Origin of the sequence: Propioniciclava coleopterorum (genome assembly GCF_011393335.1) — a bacterium.
Taxonomy (GTDB): domain Bacteria; phylum Actinomycetota; class Actinomycetes; order Propionibacteriales; family Propionibacteriaceae; genus Propioniciclava; species Propioniciclava coleopterorum.
Genome location: NZ_CP049865.1, coordinates 2,551,940 through 2,571,312, shown reverse-complemented (window position 1 = coordinate 2,571,312; position 19,373 = coordinate 2,551,940). Strand labels below are relative to the sequence as shown.

Here is a 19,373-nt window from a genome sequence, read left to right as displayed (position 1 = left end):
GGCGCCCCGACCCCGGACCCGCCTCATAGTCGCGCCGATAAATCAAGAGGCAAGGCGACATTCGGACAATGCTCACTGAATGCTTCCGAGTAGCACGAATGCGACACGAGAACAACTCCGCCCCGAGTTGCACGACCTCGAACTACGACATACGGTAGTACCCGACTGGGGCTCACCCCCACAGATTCTTCGGCCCAACGGCGTTCCCACCAGGAGGTTTCGCGCCATGACGTCCCCCACCCAAGAGTCGAGCGGGCCACGCTGGGGCATGGTCATCGACCTGCAGAAGTGCGTCGGCTGCGATTCCTGCACCGTGGCGTGCAAAGCGGAGAACCGCACCCCGCCCGGCGTGTCCTACAACGTGGTCGTGGAAATGGAAACGGGAACGTTCCCTAATGTGCGCCGCGTGAACATTCCCCGGCCCTGCATGCAGTGCGACGAGCCGCCGTGCGTCACGGTGTGCCCCGTCAACGCGACCTACAAGCACGACAACGGCATCGTCGTCATCGACGGCGACCGCTGCATCGGCTGCCGCTACTGCATCACCGCCTGCCCCTACGGGGCCCGCAGCTTCGACTTCGGCGAGTCCTACGTCGACGAGGTGCAGGGCGCCGACGTGCTGCAGTCGCCCGAGTACGGCGTCGACCGCGGCGAGCGCGCCCCCTGGAAATCGCCCTGGGGCACGGTCCGCAAGTGCAACTTCTGCATGCACCGCCTCGAACGCGGCGAGGAGCCGGCGTGCGCCGAGACCTGCATCGGCGACGCGCGCTTCTTCGGGGACCTGAACGACCCCGAGTCCGTGGTCAGCAAGCTGGCCGCCAGCCCCGGGCGTTCCGCCTCAAGGAAGAGGTCGGAACCCAGCCCCGCGTCTACTACCTGCGTTGAGGTGAGCCACATGTCCACGACCACGAAGACCCCGGACGCCCCCGCGGCGTCCCCCGCCCGGCGCTGGTGGAGCCACGTGCCCCACGAGCCGTTCCTCACCCCGCGCAACCGCAGGCTCTGGTACGGCTTCCTCGGCCTGGTGCTGCTCGCCGGCTCCTGGTTCGTCGTCGCGCGCCTCACCCAGGGCGTGCAGGTGACGGACCTCACCTCGCAGATGCCGTGGGGCGCCTGGGTGGCGTTCTACATCTACTTCGTCGGGCTGTCGGCGGGCGCGTTCCTGCTGTCCAGCCTGATCTACGTGTTCGGCATGCACCAGTTCGAGCGCATCGGACGCGCCGCGCTGCTCTCGGCCATCGTCTGCATGGGCGTCGCCCTGGCGTTCATCGGCCTCGACCTGGGCCGGTTCGACCGCGCCCTGAGCACGCTGATCCACTTCCACTGGACGTCCCCGCTGAGCTGGGAGGTCCGGTTCTACACCATGTACGTCGCCCTGCTGGCGGTCGAGCTCGTGTTCGCGATCATGGTCCAGCGCCGCACCACCGACCCGATCCGCGCCCACCGCTGGATGCGGATCCTGGGCATCATCGGCGTCCCGCTGGCCATCTTCGGCGTCCACGGCGGCACCGGCACGATCTTCGCCGTCGTCAAGGCGCGCGGCATGTGGTTCGGCGGCCTGTTCCCCATCGTCTTCGTGGTGTCGGCCATCGTGTCGGGCACCGCCCTGGTGATGGCCATCTACTTCTGGCAGCGCCGCGGCGCGGGCAAGCGGCCCAGCCTCAAGCTGATGCAGCAGCTGTCGGTCGTCCTGGTCGGCGCGATCTTCATCGATCTGGGCCTGATGTTCTACGAGTTCATCGTCCCGATCCTGGCCTTCGAGCACCACGACAAGTCGATCATGGGGATCATGGCCTTCGGCCCCTACTGGTGGTCGTTCTGGTTCTTCCAGATCGGGATGCTGGTCGCCGCCCTGATCATCTGCATGTCGCCGCTGAAGAAGCGCGTCGGCTGGCTCGCCGCCGCGGCCATGATGGTCATCGTCGGCATCCTGGGCGTCCGGTTCAACATCGTCGTCCCGCCGCTGGTCCCCCCGGTCATCGACGGCTACCCCACCAACATCTACTTCCCCACGATCAACGAATGGATGGTGGCCGCCTTCCTGTGCGCCGGCGGCGCGCTGGCCTACTCGCTCATCTGCGAGTGGCAGCCCATCTTCGACCCCGACCCCGACGACACCGAAGCCATCGCGGCCGAGCAGCAGCAGGAGGTTCCCGCATGAGCACCGACGTCACGCCCGCGCCCCAGGCGCCGCAGGACCAGGAGCCCACCAAGGGCGGCATCAGCCGCCGCGCCGTCATCGGCACCACCGCCGGCGTCGCGGGCACCGCGGCCGTCGTGGGCATGTTCCACGAGGGCTTCGGCAACCCGTTCACCCAGGCCGTACCGCACGGCACCGGCTCGGACGCAGACCCGTACGAGGCGTCCGACGTCGTCTACTCGATGTGCATGCAGTGCAACACGTTCTGCACCATCAAGGTCCGCCTCGGCGACCCGGGCGACTCGGGCGCGACCGCGCTGGTCCGCAAGATCGCCGGCAACCCCTACAGCGCGCTGACCACCCAGCCGATCGGTCCGATCCCCTACGACACCACCCCGGGCGACGCCGTGAAGGGCGTGGGGAACATGGCCAGGGATTCGCGCTCGATGTCGGGGGAATCGCCTGCCTCAAGGGCCAGGCGGGAATCCAGGTCGCCCACGACGCCAAGCGGCTCAAGACGCCGCTGCGCCGCGTCGGACCGCGCGGCTCGGGCCAGTGGGCGTCGATCACCTGGGACGAGGCGCTGGCGGAGATCCTGAACGGCAGCCCCGAGCTCGGCACGCCCGGCGTGAAGCAGATCTTCGGCTGGGCGCCGAAGAAGCCCGTGATGGACGACTGGAAGCTGGTCGGCGAGGGCGCGATGACGCAGGCCGACTTCGAGGCCAAGTGGGGCGAAAAGCTGCTCGACCCCAAGCGTCCCGAGCTGGGCCCCAGGTCCAACCGGTTCGCCATGATCGGCGGCGACCGGATGAACCTGCTCGGCTCCCGCTGGGCGCTGCAGCAGTTCGGCACCATCAACCAGTTCAACCACGGCGGCACCTGCGGCGTCACGGGCGTGGTCGCGAACGCGCGCACCCACCCCACGACCGCCTTCCAGCGGATGTACGCCGACATCGATTTTTGCCGCTACCTGATCGTGTGGGGCACTGAGCCGCTGACGGCCAACAAGGGCCCGACGTGGACCGCGCCGCGCATCGGACGCGCCCGCGAGCTGGGCATGAAGATGGTCGTCGTCGACCCCCGGATGAGCAAGACCGCGGAGAAGGCCGACACCTGGCTGCCGGTCAAGCCCGGCTTCGACGCCGAGCTGGCCTGGGGCATGATCCGCTGGATCATCGACCACGAGCGCTACGACGAGCAGTACCTGCGCCAGCCCAACAAGGCCGCCGCGAACGCCGTCGGCGAGCCCACCTGGGCCGACGCGACCTACCTGGTCAACACCTCCGACCCCAAGGGCGGCTACGTCACCACCGTCGCGCTCGGCCTGGCCGAGGCGCCGCAGCCGGACGCCTCCGGCAAGGTCGCCGACCCCGAGCCGGTGTGCCTGGTGAACGGCCAGGTGACGCCCACGGCGTCCGCGCCGACCGCCGATCTGGACGCCGAGGTCGAGCTGTCGATCGGCGGCAAGCCGGTGCTGGCCAAGACCGTGTTCAGGCTGCTGCGCGAGCGCGCCCAGTCCCGCACCCTGGAGGAGTGGGTGGGCGACGCGGGCGTCGACCCGCAGACGGTCGCCGACGTGGCGCGGGAGTTCACCTCGCACGGCAAGCGGGCCGCGATCACGAGCTACCGGGGCCCGGCGATGCACGCCAACGGCTTCGACGCGATCCGGGCCATCGCCTACCTCAACTTCCTGATCGGCAACCACGACTGGAAGGGCGGCCACATCACTGGTCAGAAGGGTTCAGCCCGCGGGCCGGCCGCTACGACCTGGAGAAGGTGGCGAACGCCAACCAGGCGTGGGGCATCCCGATCACGCGGGAGAAGTCCAAGTACGAGGACACCTCGTTCTTCAAGGCCGACGGCTACCCGGCCAAGCGGCGCTGGTACCAGTTCCCCGGCAACCTGTGCCACGAGGTGATCCCCAGCGCGCTGGCGTCCTACCCCTACAGCCTGGACGCGCTGTTCATCCACCGGCACAGCCCGCTGAACAGCTCCCCCGGCGGCCACCGCCGGGCCGAGCAGCTGCACGACACCGAGAAGATCAAGCTGCTGGTCAGCTTCGACCTGGAGATCGGCGATACCTCGGCGCACGCCGACTACGTGCTGCCCGACACCTCCTACCTGGAGCGGTTCACCCAGGAGGGCGTCTACCCGAGCCAGCAGTTCGCGGTCACGCAGCTGGGCCAGCCGACGATGCGGGCGTTCGAGGGGCCGCGTCCGGTGGAGTGGTTCTACCTGGAGATGGCCAAGGCGTTGGGCCTGCCCGGCGCGGGCACGGACGGCTTCGGGCCGGGCGCGCACTTCAACACCGTCGAGGACTACTACCTCAAGATGGCCGCGAACGTCGCCTACGCCGGCGGCAAGCCCGTCCCGGACGCGTCGGCCGAGGAGCTGAAGCTGTTCACCGACACCCGGAACAAGGTGCTCAAGGACACCTGGGACGAGGCCGCGTGGAAGGCCGCGGTCACCGCCGAGGAGTGGCCCAAGGTCGCCTACGTGCTCAACCGCGGCGGCCGCTTCGAGGGCCACGGCGGCCAGGAGTACGAGAACGGGTATGAGGGCGACTGGCTCAAGTACCGCTACGAGGGGATGTGCGCGTTCTATGACCCGAAGGTCGGCGCCGCCAAGGACCCGATGACCGGGAAGAACTTCGACGGCATGGCCACCCTGCGCCAGCCGCTGCGCAGCGACGGCTCGGGCTACCCCACCCACGACACGCCCCTGCAGTTCGTGAACTGGAAGTCGCGCAACCACGGCACGCACCGCACGGTGAACTCGCCCTGGCTGCGCGAGGTGCGCGGCAGCAACTACATCCACCTCAACTCGGTGGACGCCCGCGCCCGCGGCATCCAGACCAACGACAAGGTCATGGTCCGTTCGGCGACCGCGGAGGTCGAGGGGGTGGCCTACGTCACCGAGGGCATCCGCCCGGGCGTGGTCGGCGCGGACGCCGCGTACGGCCACTCGGGCTACGCCGCCCACGCCTACACGATCGACGGCGAGCAGGTGCTGCCGCCGGCGGAGTACGGCCACGGCAAGGCGGCGCAGGCGGTCACGCCGGGCCACGAGGAGACCGGCTTCGCCGGCCCCCGCAGGGCCGGGTTCTCGGTGAACGACCTGCTCGCCGACGACACCGTCGAGGTGCCCAGCGGCGTCACCGACCCGATCGGCGGCGGCGCGGCCCAGCTCGACACGTGGGTGGAGGTGACCAGGCTCTGATCGGGACCGCCCCGGCGCTCGACGCGCAGGCGTGCACCCGGCCCGACGGCCGGGCGTGCACGGCCTGCGCGGCCGCGTGTCCGGCGGACGCGATCCTGCTGGTCGGCGAGCGGGAACCCCGCCTCGACGTGGACGCCTGCACCGGGTGCGGCGCGTGCGTCCCGGCGTGCCCGGCGTCCGCGTTCTCCGGCGCCGCCATCACGCCGGTGCAACTCGTCGCGCGGGCATCCGGGAGGCGAACCACGCAGGTGCGCTGCGCCCGGGCGGGGGCCGCCGAGCCCCGGGATCGCTCCGAATCGGTCGCCGCGGTCGCCTGCCTCGCGGGCCTGGACCCCGAGGCGGTCGTCGCCGCCGCCGGCCGGCTCGCCCGCGGGGATTCCCCCGCGGAGAATGCGTCCCGGCGCGTGCGGGGTGACTCCCCCGACCCCGCCGCGTCCGGGCGCGAAGGGCCGGAGCAGCCCACGGTGCGGTTCGTGCACGCGGACTGCGCGTCCTGCGCGGGCGGCGCGCCCGCCCTCGCCCGCCGCGTGATGGAACGCACCGCGGCGCTGCTCGCCACCGTGGACGGCCGCGTCCGCATCGCGGAGGAGACCGTGGAACCGGCCACGGCGCCCGCCCGGACCCGACGGGCCCGCGGTGGGTTCACCCGGCGCGGCGTGTTCGCGCTCCGGCAGACCAGCGCCCTGCCGGAGGTCTCGCCCGACGCCCCCGCGCGCGCCCTGCTCCGGGCGTCCTACCCGCAGGCACCGGTGCCGCGCGTGGCGGTTGCGGCGTCCTGCACCGCCTGCGAGGTGTGCAGCCTGACCTGCCCGACCCGGGCGCTGAGCTGGCGCAGTCGGGACGGCGTCGCCGAACTCATCCTGGACGCCGAGGCGTGCACGGCCTGCGGCGAGTGCGCCCGGCTGTGCCCCGAGGACGTCCTCACCGTCACCCCGGACGCCGCCCCGCCCGGCCCGGCGATCATCGCCCGCGTCGCGCCCGGGCGCTGCACCCGCTGCCGGGCGGTGCTCGCGCCGGGCGAGGGGCCGCGCTGCACCCGCTGCGAGGCGCACGCGTCCTTCGCGGCCGACATCTTCGGCGCCTGACTCTCCCCGCGGGACTCCCCCGGCTTCCGCAACACTCCCTGGCCCCCGCAACACTTCCCGGATGCCCCAGCGACGCTCCCGGTTCCCCCGGCAACGAAGCGGCCGGGCACCCCGTGGGATGCCCGGCCGGTGATCGGGAAGAACCCGGTCAGCTCTTCATCGGGGCGCCCGGACGCGCGTAGCGCCACCAGGTGAGCGCGACGCACATGACGGCCCACGCGACGCCGATCCAGTAGAACGGCACGACGCCCAGGGTGGTCAGGCCGATGCCGAACAGGAACGGTCCGAACGCCGCGATCGCGGCCGTCCACCCGATGACACCGCCGGCCTGGCGCGGCTGGAAGATCATCGGCATCTGCTTGAACGTGGACGCGTTGCCGATGCCCGAGAACAGGAAGATCGCCAGCATGCCCCACAGGAACTGGTTGAACCCGGCGCTCAGCGTGGCGGCCGAGGACGTGTCGGGGGTCAGCCCGCCGATCGTGTACCAGATCGAGCCGATCAGGCCGATGCCGGAGACCAGCGTCCAGATGGCGCCGCCCATCCGGTCGGTCAGCGGGGCGAACGCCACGCGGGCGCCGGCGCCGATCAGCGGCCCGAGGAACACGTACGCGGCGGCGTCCGGGACGGCGTAGCCGGGCACGAGCAACTGCGCGGTCTGGCCCGCGCCCTGCACGATGTCGGGGTTGCCCGACCCGTACAGGTTGGTGAGCAGCAGACCGAACTGCGCCGACAGCCCGGAGAAGGTGCCGAACGTCATGATGTAGAGGATCGTCATCCACCAGGTGTCCTGGTTGCGGAAGATGTCGAACTGCTGCTTGATGTTGGCCTTGATCGGGACCGACTTGAGGTAGCGCCACGCGATCCAGGCGCCGATCAGGATGAACGGCAGGTACACGAACGAGGCCGCCTGGTACCAGACCTCGACGTCGGGTTTGCCCGGCACCTTCATGTGCTGGGACTGGCCCATCCACCACAGCATCCCGGTGCCGATCACCCACGGGGTGAGCAACTGCACCAGGGAGACGCCGAAGTTGCCGATGCCGGCCTGCAGGCCGAGCGCGGTGCCCTGCATCCGCTTGGGGAAGAAGTAGGACGTCGAGGGCATGAAGCCGGAGAAGGCGCCGCCGCCGATGCCGGCGAGGAACGCCAGGACGAGCAGTTCCCAGTAGGGGGCGGTGGGGCTCATGGAGCGCACACCCCAGCCCAGCACCGGGAAGAACAGCAGCAGCGTGGTGGCGGCCACCATCTTGCGGGTGCCCATGATGGGCGGCAGGACCATCCACACCAGTCGGAGCAGACCGGCGGCCAGGCCCGGCGTCGCCGCCAGCCAGTAGAGCTCGGACTTGCTGAAGGTGTAGCCGATCGCGTTCAGCTTGGGGATGATCGCGCTGGGCAGGAACCAGGTGACGAAGCACATCGTCAGCGTGAAGGTGGTGATCCACAGGGTCTGCCACGCCAGGCGCTTGTCCCAGGTGGCCTCGTCCTCGGGATTCCAGCTCGTCAACCACTCCTTGCCGGAGCGGGTGTCTTCGGTCGCGCTCATGCGCGGGCCTCCTCATGGGTCAAAGAATCGATGGGGCTGCGCGGGGAGACGGGCACCTCGAGCTCGTCGCTGAGGTGAGGCGACTCGGCGCCCAGCATGCGGTGGACCGTCCAGTGCATCCAGACCAGGCAGATCGCGGTCAGGCCGAACAGGATGCCGAACGCGGTGTTCGCCATGCCGGTCCATGCCTTGGCGTAGGCGAACATCGGCGGTAGGAAGAAGCCGCCCAGGCCGCCGAGCATGCCGACCAGTCCCCCCACCGAGCCGACGTTGTCGGGGAAGTAGGTCGGGATGTGCTTGTACACGGCGGCCTTGCCGATGCCCATGGCACAGCCCATCACGAACACCAGCGCCACGAACAGTCCCAGGCTGATGGAGTAGTGCAGGATGTCGCGGGTGCCGCCGTCGGGCTGGTACAGGACGATGTGGCCGTTGGGCATCATGAGGACGCCGCTCGCGGCCAGCATCACGAAGAACGTGAAGTACATGGCCCGGCGGGCGCCCCAGCGGTCGCTGACCCAGCCACCCAGCGGACGCAGCAGCGACGCCGGGAAGATGAAGGTCGCGGTGAGCAGGCCCGCGGTCGCCAGGTCGACGCCGAAGTTGTCGACGTAGTAGGCGGGCAGGTACGCCGACAGGGCTACGTAGGCGCCGAAGACGACCACGTAGTACAGACTGAACCGCCACACGCGGACGTCCGAGAGCGGCGCCAGCATCTGCCCCACGCTCTTGGTGGCGCCGGGCATCCGGTCGTGCCGCGGGGTGAACGCGACGGTCGCGGCCGCGGTCGCCAGCAGCAGGAGGGCGTACAGCACCGGGATGAGCCGCCAGCCGCCCTGGACGCCGAGGGTGTAGGTCGCGCCGGCCGTGGCGGCGATGATCGCCGGGCCGATGAACTTGGTGACCGAGGCGCCGACGTTGCCCGCGCCGAACAGGCCCAGGGCGAAGCCCTTGCGCCGGTCGCTGAAACAGGCGTTGTTCCAGGAGACGCCGACGCTGAAGCTGTTGCCCACGAAGCCGACCAGGAAGGCCAGCACCAGCAGCATCGGGTAGCTGTTGGCGAACGACACCGCGAAGCTGGCCACGGCGCCGATCAGCAGCATCGCGATCATGACCCTGCGGCCGCCGATGCGGTCGGCCAGCATGCCGGCGGGCAGGCGCCACATCGACCCGTTGAGCACCGCGACGGCGCTGATCCAGCTCAGCTCGACATCGGTGAGCCCGAACTCGTTCTGGATCGGCTTGCCCAGGATCCCGAACATCAACCACACCGCGAACATGATCGTGAACGCGATCGTCGACATCGTCAGGACGCGGGTCGCTCCGGGGGCCTCGCCCCGCGCGGGAGCCTCGCTCCGGCTAGGGCGAACGGGGCGGCGTCGGCCATGTGTCTCCTCGTGGGGGATGTCGACCGTGGGGGTGTCGATCATTTTTATTGGACCGACGTCGATTCCACCACATCGAGACAGCCCCCGTCAACTACGACATGTAGTTGAATATCGTCCCGTGTCAGATGCGTATTGCCGACCAATATCCGTGGGTTGCACGGCCGGGTCGCCTTGGGTCTAGACTCGCAGCCAACATCCTTTTTATCGCGACCACCTCACCCGAGAAGGGGGATCCATGAGCGCAGCCGAGGCGGACGCCGACGCGGTCCTGGCCTCGCCGGTGCGCCGCGCCATCCTCGCGGCGCTCGACGGGCTGCCCTCGCTGGCCCCGGCCGGGCAGCCGACGCGGTCGGGCGGGCTCACCGCCGCCGACCTGGGCGGACGCCTCGGGCTGCACGTCACCACCGTCCGCTTCCACCTCGACCGGCTCGCCGGCGCGGGCCTCGTCACGAGCCGCGACGAGCGCGCCGGCGTCGGACGGCCGCGCAAGCGGTGGCTGGTCCCCACTCAGACCGACGCCGAGCCCGACGGCTACCGGCTGCTGGCGGCCGTGCTGGCCGACGCGATGGCCTCGGGCGACGCGCCCTCGGCCGAGGAGGCCGGCCGCCGCTGGGCCGTCGAGCACGCCGTCGACCTGGTCGGCGCCGACGAGGTCGCGCGCGCGGCGCTCACCCCCGGCGCCTGGCTCGGCAAGGTCGGCGTCGTCGTCGACGTGCTCGACCGCTGGGGCTACGCGCCGACCGTCACCGTGGAGGACGAGGGCCGCTCGGCCACCGTGTGCCTCAACCACTGCCCGCTGCTGGAACTCGCCCGCGCCAACCCGGCCATCGCCTGCGGCGTCCACCGCGGCGTCATCGCCGGGACGCTGGAGGCGCTGCACGAGCCCCGCTCCCGGGTGGAGCTGGAGGCCTTCGTGGGGCCCGACCTCTGCATCGCCCACATCGCGCGACCCGACCCGCTGCGGGCCGCCCCCTCGACCAACGCCGCTTCACCTGAAAGGCTCTGATATGACCTCGACGCAGCCTCGTCCGGGACTGGACGGCCCTTTGTCCGACGCGCTCCTGGGAGCCGGCAGGTTCTTCAGCAAGGCGCCCACGACGCCCGACAACCGGGCGGTGTTCAAGGAGGGCGGGCGCGGCGACTGGTTCTACCGCGACCGTTGGGCCTACGACAAGGTGGTCCGCTCGACCCACGGGGTCAACTGCACCGGCTCGTGCTCCTGGAAGGTGTACGTCAAGGACGGCATCATCACCTGGGAGGCGCAGCAGACCGACTACCCCAGCGCCGGCCCCGACAAGCCCGAGTACGAGCCCCGCGGCTGCCCGCGCGGCGCGGCGTTCTCCTGGTACACCTACTCCCCGACCCGCGTGCGCTACCCGTACGTCCGCGGCGTCCTGCTGGACATGTTCCGCGAGGCGAAGGCCGAGCACGCCGACCCCGTCGTCGCGTGGGCGTCCATCGTGCAGGACCCGGAGAAGGCCAAGCGCTACAAGAGCGCCCGCGGCAAGGGCGGCCTGGTCCGCGCGACGTGGGACGAGGCCGTGGAGATGATCGCCGCCGCGCAGATCTACACCATCAAGCGCTGGGGTCCCGACCGGATCGCGGGCTTCTCCCCCATCCCGGCGATGTCGATGGTGTCTCACGCCTCCGGCGCGCGCTTCACCAGCCTCATCGGCGGCTCGATGCTGAGCTTCTACGACTGGTACGCCGACCTGCCGGTGGCCAGCCCGCAGGTCTTCGGCGACCAGACCGACGTCCCCGAGTCGGGCGACTGGTGGGACGCCGGCTACCTCATCATGTGGGGCTCCAACGTGCCGCTGACCCGCACGCCGGACGCCCACTGGATGACCGAGGCCCGCTACCGCGGCCAGAAGGTCGTCGTGATGAGCCCCGACTACGCCGAGAACGTGAAGTTCGCCGACGAGTGGCTGCCCGTGCAGCCCGGCACGGACGCCGCCCTGGGCATGGCGATGGGGCACGTGGTGCTCAAGGAGTTCTTCGTCGACCGCCCCACGCCCTACTTCGAGAACTACACCCGCGCCTACACCGACCTGCCCTTCCTCGTGACCCTGGACGCCGCGGGCGACGGCCTGTACCGCCCGGGCAAGAACCTGGTCGCCGGCGACTTCGACAACACGGAGGCGGCCAGCGAGAACGCCATGTTCAAGCCGGCGCTGTGGGACGCGGCCGCCGACGCGCCCGCGATCCCCAACGGCACGCTCGGCCACCGCTTCGGCGAGGAGGGCCTGGGCAAGTGGAACCTCGACCTGGGCGACCTCCGCCCCGAGCTGACGCTGCTCGCCGAGGGCGGCGAGGCCGTCGAGGTCGAACTGCCGATCTTCGACAACCCCGACGGCTCGCCCTCGACGATCCGCCGCGGCGTCCCGGTGCGCCGGGTCGGCGACCGCCTGGTCACCACGGTGTTCGACCTGATGCTGGCGCAGTACGGCGTCGGCCGCCCCGGCCTGCCGGGCGCGTGGCCGACGGGCTACGACGACGAGACCGGCGCCTACACCCCGGCCTGGCAGGAGACGATCACCAACGTCCCGGCCGCGCAGGTCGAGCGGGTGGCGCGGGAGTTCGCGCAGAACGCCGCCGACACCCAGGGCCGCTCGATGATCCTGATGGGGGCGGGCACCAACCACTGGTACCACTCCGACCTGATCTACCGCACGATGCTGATGCTGACGACCATCACCGGCTGCCAGGGCCGCAACGGCGGCGGCTGGGCGCACTACGTGGGCCAGGAGAAGGCGCGCCCGATCACCGGCTGGGCGCAGATGGCGTTCGGCCTGGACTGGAGCCGCCCGCCCCGGCAGATGATCCAGACCGGCTACTGGTACATCAACACCGACCAGTGGCGCTACGACACCTTCACCGCCGACGAGCTCAGCGCGCAGGGCGCCGGCAACGGCCAGTTCGCGGGCAAGGTGACCGCCGACCTGTTCGCGCAGTCCGCGCGCTCGGGCTGGATGCCGACCTACCCCACCTTCGACCGCAACCCGCTCACGCTCGCCGACGACGTGAAGGCGTCCGGGCTGGAGGTCGGGCCCTACGTCACCCGCTCGCTCAAGGAGGGCAGCCTCAAGTTCGCCGTCGAGGACCCCGACGCCGAGGAGAACTGGCCGCGCGTCCTGATGCTGTGGCGCGCCAACCTGTTCGGCAACTCCGCCAAGGGCGACGAGTACTTCCTCAAGCACCTGCTCGGCACCGACAACGCGGTGAACGCCGCCGAGAGCCCCGAGCACCTGCGGCCGAAGGACATCACCTGGCGCGAGCAGGCCCCCGAGGGCAAGCTCGATCTGGTCCTGACCCTCGACTTCCGCATGACGAGCTCGACGCTGATGTCGGACGTGATCCTTCCCGCGGCGACGTGGTACGAGAAGCACGACATCAACACCACCGACATGCACCCCTTCGTGCACCCGTTCACCCCGGCGATCAACCCGCCGTGGCAGTCCAAGACCGACTGGGACAGCTTCGCGCTCATCTCGCAGCGGTTCTCCGAGCTGGCCGAGCACCACCTGGGCACCCGCACCGACGTGGTCGCCGTGCCGCTGATGCACGACTCGCCCGACGCGATGGCGACCCCGCACGGCGCCGTCCTGGACTGGAAGTCCGGCGAGATCGACCCGATCCCGGGCGTCACCATGCCGAAGCTGGTGATGGTCGAGCGCGACTACACCAAGATCGCGGAGAAGTACGGCGCGGTCGGCCCGCTCATGGACACCCTGGGCACCACGACGAAGGCCGTCACGGTCGACGTGAACAGCGCCATCACCTACCTCAAGGGCAAGAACGGCGTCCGCACCGGGGCCGGGGTGGACGCGGGGCGTCCGAAGCTCGACAACGGCATCAACGTGGCCGAGACGATCATGGCGCTCGCCGGCACCACAAACGGCCACCTGGCGACCCAGGGCTTCAAGACGCTGGAGAAGCGCACCGGCACGCTGCTGCACGACCTCGCGGCCGAGCACGAGGGCAAGATCATCACGTTCAACGAGATCGTGGGCCAGCCCACCCCGGTGATCACGTCGCCGGAGTGGTCGGGTTCGGAGTCCGGCGGCCGCCGCTACTCCCCGTTCACGATCAACGTCGAGCGGCTCAAGCCGTGGCACACCCTGACCGGACGCCAGCACTTCTACCTGGACCACGACTGGATGCAGGCCCTCGGCGAGGCGCTGCCGATCTACCGCGGCCCGCTCAACATGACGCAGCTGTTCGGCGAGGCGCCCCTGGGCGAGATCAACGAGCTCGGCGTCTCGGTGCGGTACCTGACCCCGCACTTCAAGTGGGCGATCCACAGCCAGTACCAGGACAACTGGTTCATGCAGAACCTGTCCCGCGGCGGCCAGCAGGTCTGGATGAGCGAGAAGGACGCCGAGCGCGTCGGGATCGCCGACAACGACTGGATCGAGCTGGTCAACCGCAACGGCGTCGTGTCGGCCCGCGCGATCGTGTCGCACCGGATGCCGGAGGGGACGGTCTACATGTACCACTCCCAGGACCGCCTCATCGACGTGCCGCTCACCGAGACCAACGGACGCCGCGGCGGCATCCACAACTCGATGACGCGCATCCTCATCAAGCCGAGCCACATCATCGGGGGCTACGCGCAGCTGGCGTTCGCCTTCAACTACCTCGGCCCGACCGGCAACAACCGCGACGAGGTGACGATGCTGCGCAAGCGCACCGCCCCGCTCGAGTACTGATCCCCGACTCACGAAGCCAAGGAGACCAAGCATGCGCATCATGGCCCAGATGGCGATGGTGATGAACCTCGACAAGTGCATCGGGTGTCACACCTGTTCGGTGACCTGCAAGCAGGCATGGACCAACCGCACCGGCATGGAGTACGTGTGGTTCAACAACGTCGAGACCCGTCCCGGCCTGGGCTACCCGCGCCGGTACGAGGATCAGGAGCAGTGGAAGGGCGGCTGGGAACTCGGCCGCAACGGCCGGCTCAAGCTCAAGGGCGGCAACCGGTTCGCCAAGCTCGCCACGATCTTCTCCAACCCCAAGCTGCCGGAGATCGAGGACTACTACGAGCCCTGGACCTACGACTACGAGAACCTGCTGAACGCGCCGGCGTCCAAGACCTTCCCCGTGGCCCGCCCGCACTCGCTGCTGACCGGCGAGCCGATGAACCCGCAGTGGGGCGCCAACTGGGACGACGACCTGGGCGGCACCTACAAGACGGGCCACGCCGACCCGATGCTCAAGGGCATCGAGGACAAGGTCGCGTTCGAGTTCGACAAGACCTTCATGTTCTACCTGCCCCGCATCTGCGAACACTGCCTCAACCCCACCTGCGCGGCGTCGTGCCCCTCGGGCGCGATCTACAAGCGCGAGGAGGACGGCATCGTCCTGGTCGACCAGAACCGCTGCCGCGGCTGGCGCATGTGCATCTCGGGCTGCCCGTACAAGAAGATCTACTTCAACCACTCCACCGGCAAGGCGGAGAAGTGCACGTTCTGTTACCCGCGCGTCGAGGTGGGCATCCCGACGGTGTGCGCCGAGACCTGCGTGGGTCGGCTGCGGTACATCGGCCTGATGCTCTACGACGCGGACGCCGTGCTGGCCGCCGCGTCCACCAAGGACGAGCACGGCCTGTACGAGGCGCAGCGGGCGGTCTTCCTGGACCCCAACGACCCCGCGATCGCTGCGGAGGCCGAGCGGCAGGGCATCGCGCCCGACTGGATCGAGGCCGCCAAGACCTCGCCGGTCCGCCGCCTGATCCAAGACTACAAGGTCGCGCTGCCGCTGCACCCGGAGTACCGCACCATGCCGATGGTCTGGTACATCCCGCCGCTGTCGCCGATCGTGGACGCCGTCCGCGAGACCGGCGAGGACGCCGAGGACGCCGGCAACCTGTTCGGCGCCATCGACGCGCTGCGGATCCCGCTGGAGTACCTGGCGAATCTCTTCACCGCCGGCGACGTCACCCCGGTCCGGCACGTGCTGGACAAGCTGGCGGCGATGCGGTCCTACATGCGCGACATCAACCTGGAGCGCGAGCCGAACGAGGACATCGCGGCGGCCGTCGGCATGACGGGCACCGAGATGCAGGAGATGTTCCGGCTGCTGGCGATCGCCAAGTACGAGGAGCGCTACGTCATCCCGACCGCGCACGCCGAGCAGGCGCACTCGCTGGAGGAACTCGTCACCGAGTGCCCCGTCGGCGAGGGCGCCGGGCCGGGCGCGTTCGGCGGCGGCTCGGGCGGGCCGGTGCCCGTCGCGATCCAGACGCTGCGCGAGACGAAGGCCCGCATGCAGGCCGACGACATGAGCCAGGTCCCCGGCTCGGTCACCTACCTGGAGTGGGACGGCCGCGGCGTCCCGGGCAAGGCCACGCCCGAGCAGGTCGAGCACCGGCACGGCATCCCGGGGCCGGAGGGGCCGCAGTGAGCCCGCTCCCCCGCCCGATGGAGTGGCTCGGGCGCCTGCGGCAGCAGCCGGAGCCGCCGCGCGCGCCGTCCCGCCGGCACCCCGCGCCGACGTGGCGCGAGGACGACCTGCGGGCCACCTGGCAGCTGGTCTCGCTGCTGCTGTCCTACCCCGACGACCGGCTGCTGGGCCTGCTGGACGACATCGACGAGGCGCTCGCCGGGCTGCCGCCCGAGGCGTCCGGGCCGTTGGGGCGGGTGGTCGCGCACCTGCGGTCCGTGCCGCTGGCCGCGCTCCGGTCCGACTACGTCGACACGTTCGACACCACCCGCAAGTGCGCGCTGCACCTGACGTACTACGCGCACGGCGACACCCGCAAGCGCGGCATCGCCCTGGTGCAGTTCAAGCAGGCCTACCGCCGCGCGGGGCTCGAGATCGGCGACGACGAGCTGCCCGACCACCTCAGCGTCCTGCTGGAGTTCGGCGCGACCGGGGACGTCGGCATCGCCTGGAAGCTGCTCAACGACCACCGGGCGGGCGTCGAACTGCTGCAACTCGGCCTGGAGACCCGCCGCTCGGCGTGGGCGGACGCGGTGACCGCCCTCCGCGCCACCCTGCCCCCGCTGGACGGCACGCAGGCCGAGGCGGTGGCCCGGCTGGTCGCCGAGGGGCCGCCGAACGAGGACGTCGGCCTGGACGCCTACTCCCTCGACCCGCGGCTCAACCCGCACCCCGATGACGACCTGTCCCTGTCCGACCACTTCGACGTTCAAGGAGCGACGCGATGAACACCTTCCTGTGGGCCGTGTTCCCCTACCTGGCGCTGGCGGTGTTCGTCGTCGGGCTGATCTGGCGCTACAAGTACGACAAGTTCGGCTGGACGACCCGCAGCTCGCAGCTGTACGAGTCGCGGATGCTGCGGATCGGCAGCCCGCTGTTCCACTTCGGCATCCTGTTCGCGCTGCTGGGCCACATCATGGGCCTCGTCATCCCCAAGGGGTGGACCGACGTCGTGATGGACCAGCACGCCTACCACCTGATCGCCGTCGTCGGCGGCCTGGTCTCCGGCGCGATGATCTGCGTCGGCTTCGTGATCCTGGTGTTCCGGCGCCGCACCGTGAAGACGGTGTTCAACGCCACGACCGTCAACGACAAGGTGATGTACCTGGTGCTGGGGCTGGTGATCCTCTTCGGGATGTGGAACACCATCTCCACCGCGCTGAGCGACCACTTCAACTACCGCGAGAGCGTCTCGCCGTGGTTCCGGTCGATCTTCACCTTCCAGCCGAACGTCGAGCTGATGGCCGGCGCCCCGTTCCAGTTCCAGGCGCACGCCTTCCTGGCCTTCCTGCTGATCCTGATCTGGCCGTTCACCCGGCTGGTGCACGTGTTCAGCGCCCCGGTCGGCTACCTGGTGCGGCCCTACATCGTCTACCGCAGCAAGGGCGACACCGGCCAGCGGCCGACGCCGTCCCGCGCCCCGCAGGGCACCTGGACCTCCCCGACGGCCCGCAAGTAGCGCCACTGGGACGTGCTGCCGCCCCCGACACACTCGTCGTCGGGGGCGGTTTCGCGTCCGGGGCCTCAGGGCAGCGGCTTGCGCCAGTCGGTGATCGGGACGGCGATGCGCCGGGTCGGGTCGCCGGACCAATCCGGCGCCAGGCCGTGCGCGGCCAGCGCGTCGACCACGATCCGGCCGACCGTGGCGTCGGTGTGGCGGACGACCTGCTCGCGGGCCTCCTGCTCGCCGGCGCGGGCGCGGGCCATGAGGTCCGGGTCGACGTCGGCGGCTGGACGGAACGAGCTGTACGTCAGGAACAGGTCGGCCGGGGCGTCCGCGAGCCGCTCGGCGTCCTGGGAGTGGAAGAACGTGTACGCCCACTCCCGGAACGGGTAGGCGCCCTCGGGCGCGTCGTGGTCGGGCGTCCGCTCGTCGTCGATCTCGGTGGTGCCGCAGGTGTTGCAGCACGTGAAGTTCATCCGGGCGAGCACCCCGGACGCCTCGAGGTCGGCGAACGCGGCGGCGAGCCGGTCGTAGTCGGACTCGCCGGTCCAGCCGGCCTGCTCCGCCAGCCGCTCGTCCCAGGCCTGCGCGGCGGCCCGCAGCGGGCGCGGGTCGTCCTCGGCCAGGTCGTGGCCGCCCGCGACCCACCCGGCCAGATCGTCGCGGTCGAGGAACCCCGACCTGATCCGCTCGCGGGCGTCGGCCAGCAGTTGCTCCTCGCCGACCGGCCCGGACTGCTCCTGCTCGGCGGGACGATCCCCGTCCCGCTTGTCGCGCCCCAGCAGCTTGTCGACCCAGCCCATCGGTCCCCCTTCGGTCGGGGACCATGCTGCCATGGCGGCCCGCCGCCTCAGTGGGACGCGGCCAGCGCGTGGACGCCCAGCGCGGCCACGCCGCGGTGGAAGTCGGTGGTGGCGTGGCGCGCCACGAGCGCGAAGAACTCCGGCGCGAACGGCGCGAGGTGGTCGGTGACGAAGGCGTCGTGCGCCGCCACCAGTTCCGCGGCACGCGCGGGGTTCCCCGCCTCCGCGGCGTCCAGGGCGCGCAGCAGCAGTTCGGCGCAGAACGCCAACTCGACGGCGATGTGGTCGTCGGGCTCGCGGTTCAGGCCGGGCACCTGCAGGTCGTGGGCCGCGTAGACCTCCCGGACGCGCAGCGTCTCCTCGTCGAACATCAGGCCCTCGTCGCTGAGGTGCACCGAGGCCCACGGCGGGGCGAGCACCCGGCCGGCGCCGCGGAACAGGCGAAGGTGGTCGTCGCGGACCGCGGTCGCGTCCTCGCCGGCCACGCGCGACGCCCGCAGCAGCGCCAGCCCGCGCTCGCCCGCCTCGTCCAGCGGGAGCGGCCAGGCGGCGAGCAGTTCCTCGTCCCGGACCCGGTCGAGGCTCGCCTGGTCGGGCGCCTGCGCGAGCAGCCCGCCGAGCACGGTCCAGGCCGCGGCCAGCGCGTCCAGCCGCGCGGCGTCGACCCCCGGCGCCGAACCCGTCACAGTTCCCCGCGGTTCAGGACGTCGCCGGTCCCGCTGCCGGACGCCTGCGCGTCGCGGTGCGGCAGGATCACCAGGTTCGGCCGCGTCACCGAGGGGTCGGGCAGCGGCTCGATCGCGGCTCCCGCGCCGGGGTGTTCGGCACGCAGCTTCTCGATCTCACCCCAGCCCAGGGCACGCGCCGGGCACGCGGAGACGCACGCCGGATCCTGGCCGCCCTCGCGGTAGTCGGCGCACAGGTCGCACTTGGTCATGTGCCCGGTCGCCGCGTCGAACTGCGGCGCGCCGTAGGGGCACGCCCACTCGCAGTACCGGCAGCCCACGCACTTGGAGTCGTCGACGAACACGGTGCCGTCGTCGCGCTTGGTCATCGCGGTGGTCGGGCACACCTGGACGCAGACCGGGTTCTCGCAGTGGTTGCACGCCATCGAGGTGTAGTAGGTGAACACCCGCGGGGTGAACGTGGCGCCGTGGTCCACCCAGCCGCCGCCGCTGTACTCCGCGACCCGGCGCCACATGACGCCGACCGGGAGGTCGTGCTTGTCCTTGCACGCGATCTGGCAGGCCTTGCAGCCGTTGCAGCGCGTCTGGTCGAAGAAGAAGCCCAGAGCCATGGTC

Annotated in this window: 15 protein-coding genes; 10 read left to right on the top strand and 5 right to left on the bottom strand. The window is 70.6% G+C overall.

The features are described 5' to 3' along the window. The first annotated feature begins 226 nt into the window (after positions 1 to 226). From nrfD to G7070_RS12190, 5 genes are all read left to right on the top strand, one after another. Positions 227 to 2,161 carry an NrfD/PsrC family molybdoenzyme membrane anchor subunit gene (nrfD, locus tag G7070_RS12205; RefSeq protein WP_246227069.1) on the top strand — a complete coding sequence of 645 codons (1,935 nt, stop codon included), beginning with the start codon at positions 227 to 229 and terminating at the stop codon, positions 2,159 to 2,161. Beyond that, positions 2,158 to 2,739 carry a hypothetical protein gene (locus G7070_RS12200; RefSeq protein WP_166233967.1) on the top strand — a complete coding sequence of 194 codons (582 nt, stop codon included), beginning with the start codon at positions 2,158 to 2,160 and terminating at the stop codon, positions 2,737 to 2,739. The genes nrfD and G7070_RS12200 overlap by 4 nt, the downstream gene beginning before the upstream one ends. Positions 2,740 to 2,768: 29 nt before the next feature. After that, the gene (locus G7070_RS18840; RefSeq protein ID WP_246227067.1) at positions 2,769 to 4,058 is read left to right on the top strand and encodes a molybdopterin-dependent oxidoreductase; all 1,290 of its coding nucleotides are present in this window, start codon (positions 2,769 to 2,771) and stop codon (positions 4,056 to 4,058) included. A gap of 275 nt (positions 4,059 to 4,333) precedes the next feature. Beyond that, a complete protein-coding gene (locus G7070_RS19605) occupies positions 4,334 to 5,359 on the top strand; it encodes a molybdopterin dinucleotide binding domain-containing protein (protein WP_348981502.1) in 1,026 nt (341 codons plus the stop codon). Further along, a complete protein-coding gene (locus tag G7070_RS12190) occupies positions 5,335 to 6,444 on the top strand; it encodes a 4Fe-4S dicluster domain-containing protein (RefSeq protein WP_166233965.1) in 1,110 nt (369 codons plus the stop codon). The genes G7070_RS19605 and G7070_RS12190 overlap by 25 nt, the downstream gene beginning before the upstream one ends. A 148-nt stretch (positions 6,445 to 6,592) precedes the next feature. Here G7070_RS12190 and G7070_RS12185 read toward each other — a convergent pair whose 3' ends face one another. Continuing rightward, positions 6,593 to 7,990, bottom strand: a complete 1,398-nt coding sequence (locus tag G7070_RS12185) for an MFS transporter (protein WP_166233964.1) — start codon at positions 7,988 to 7,990, stop codon at positions 6,593 to 6,595. Beyond that, on the bottom strand, positions 7,987 to 9,294 hold the full coding sequence (locus tag G7070_RS12180) for an MFS transporter (RefSeq protein WP_206079769.1): 1,308 nt from the start codon (positions 9,292 to 9,294) through the stop codon (positions 7,987 to 7,989). The genes G7070_RS12185 and G7070_RS12180 overlap by 4 nt, the downstream gene beginning before the upstream one ends. Positions 9,295 to 9,613: 319 nt before the next feature. Between G7070_RS12180 and G7070_RS12175 the strand changes: the two genes are divergently transcribed. The 5 genes from G7070_RS12175 to narI are packed head-to-tail and all read left to right on the top strand — an operon-like array spanning position 9,614 to position 17,284. Next, the gene (locus G7070_RS12175; protein WP_166233962.1) at positions 9,614 to 10,384 is read left to right on the top strand and encodes a helix-turn-helix transcriptional regulator; all 771 of its coding nucleotides are present in this window, start codon (positions 9,614 to 9,616) and stop codon (positions 10,382 to 10,384) included. Position 10,385: 1 nt separating this feature from the next. Continuing rightward, positions 10,386 to 14,090 carry a nitrate reductase subunit alpha gene (locus tag G7070_RS12170; RefSeq protein WP_166233961.1) on the top strand — a complete coding sequence of 1,235 codons (3,705 nt, stop codon included), beginning with the start codon at positions 10,386 to 10,388 and terminating at the stop codon, positions 14,088 to 14,090. A gap of 31 nt (positions 14,091 to 14,121) precedes the next feature. Continuing rightward, positions 14,122 to 15,786 (top strand): nitrate reductase subunit beta, encoded by a 1,665-nt coding sequence (gene narH / locus G7070_RS12165; RefSeq protein WP_166233960.1) that lies wholly within the window; start codon positions 14,122 to 14,124, stop codon positions 15,784 to 15,786. Continuing rightward, positions 15,783 to 16,553: a nitrate reductase molybdenum cofactor assembly chaperone gene (gene narJ, locus G7070_RS12160; RefSeq protein WP_246227065.1), complete on the top strand. Its 771-nt coding sequence runs from the start codon at positions 15,783 to 15,785 to the stop codon at positions 16,551 to 16,553. The genes narH and narJ overlap by 4 nt, the downstream gene beginning before the upstream one ends. Continuing rightward, positions 16,550 to 17,284, top strand: coding sequence for a respiratory nitrate reductase subunit gamma (gene narI / locus G7070_RS12155; protein ID WP_166233959.1), 735 nt, complete (start codon positions 16,550 to 16,552; stop codon positions 17,282 to 17,284). Before narJ ends, narI begins: the two co-directional genes overlap by 4 nt. Before the next feature lie 65 nt (positions 17,285 to 17,349). On the opposite strand, the gene G7070_RS12150 is transcribed toward narI, so the two are convergent. Genes G7070_RS12150 through G7070_RS12140 form a run of 3 tightly spaced genes read right to left on the bottom strand, consistent with a single transcriptional unit; the run spans position 17,350 to position 19,369 of the window. Beyond that, on the bottom strand, positions 17,350 to 18,072 hold the full coding sequence (locus G7070_RS12150; RefSeq protein ID WP_206079768.1) for a DUF6891 domain-containing protein: 723 nt from the start codon (positions 18,070 to 18,072) through the stop codon (positions 17,350 to 17,352). Positions 18,073 to 18,119: 47 nt separating this feature from the next. After that, entirely contained in the window at positions 18,120 to 18,758 is a 639-nt protein-coding gene (locus G7070_RS12145) for a TorD/DmsD family molecular chaperone (protein ID WP_166233958.1), read from the bottom strand. After that, complete coding sequence (locus tag G7070_RS12140; protein WP_166235243.1) at positions 18,755 to 19,369, bottom strand: DMSO/selenate family reductase complex B subunit; 615 nt, start codon at positions 19,367 to 19,369, stop codon at positions 18,755 to 18,757. Before G7070_RS12140 ends, G7070_RS12145 begins: the two co-directional genes overlap by 4 nt. Positions 19,370 to 19,373: the final 4 nt, after the last annotated feature.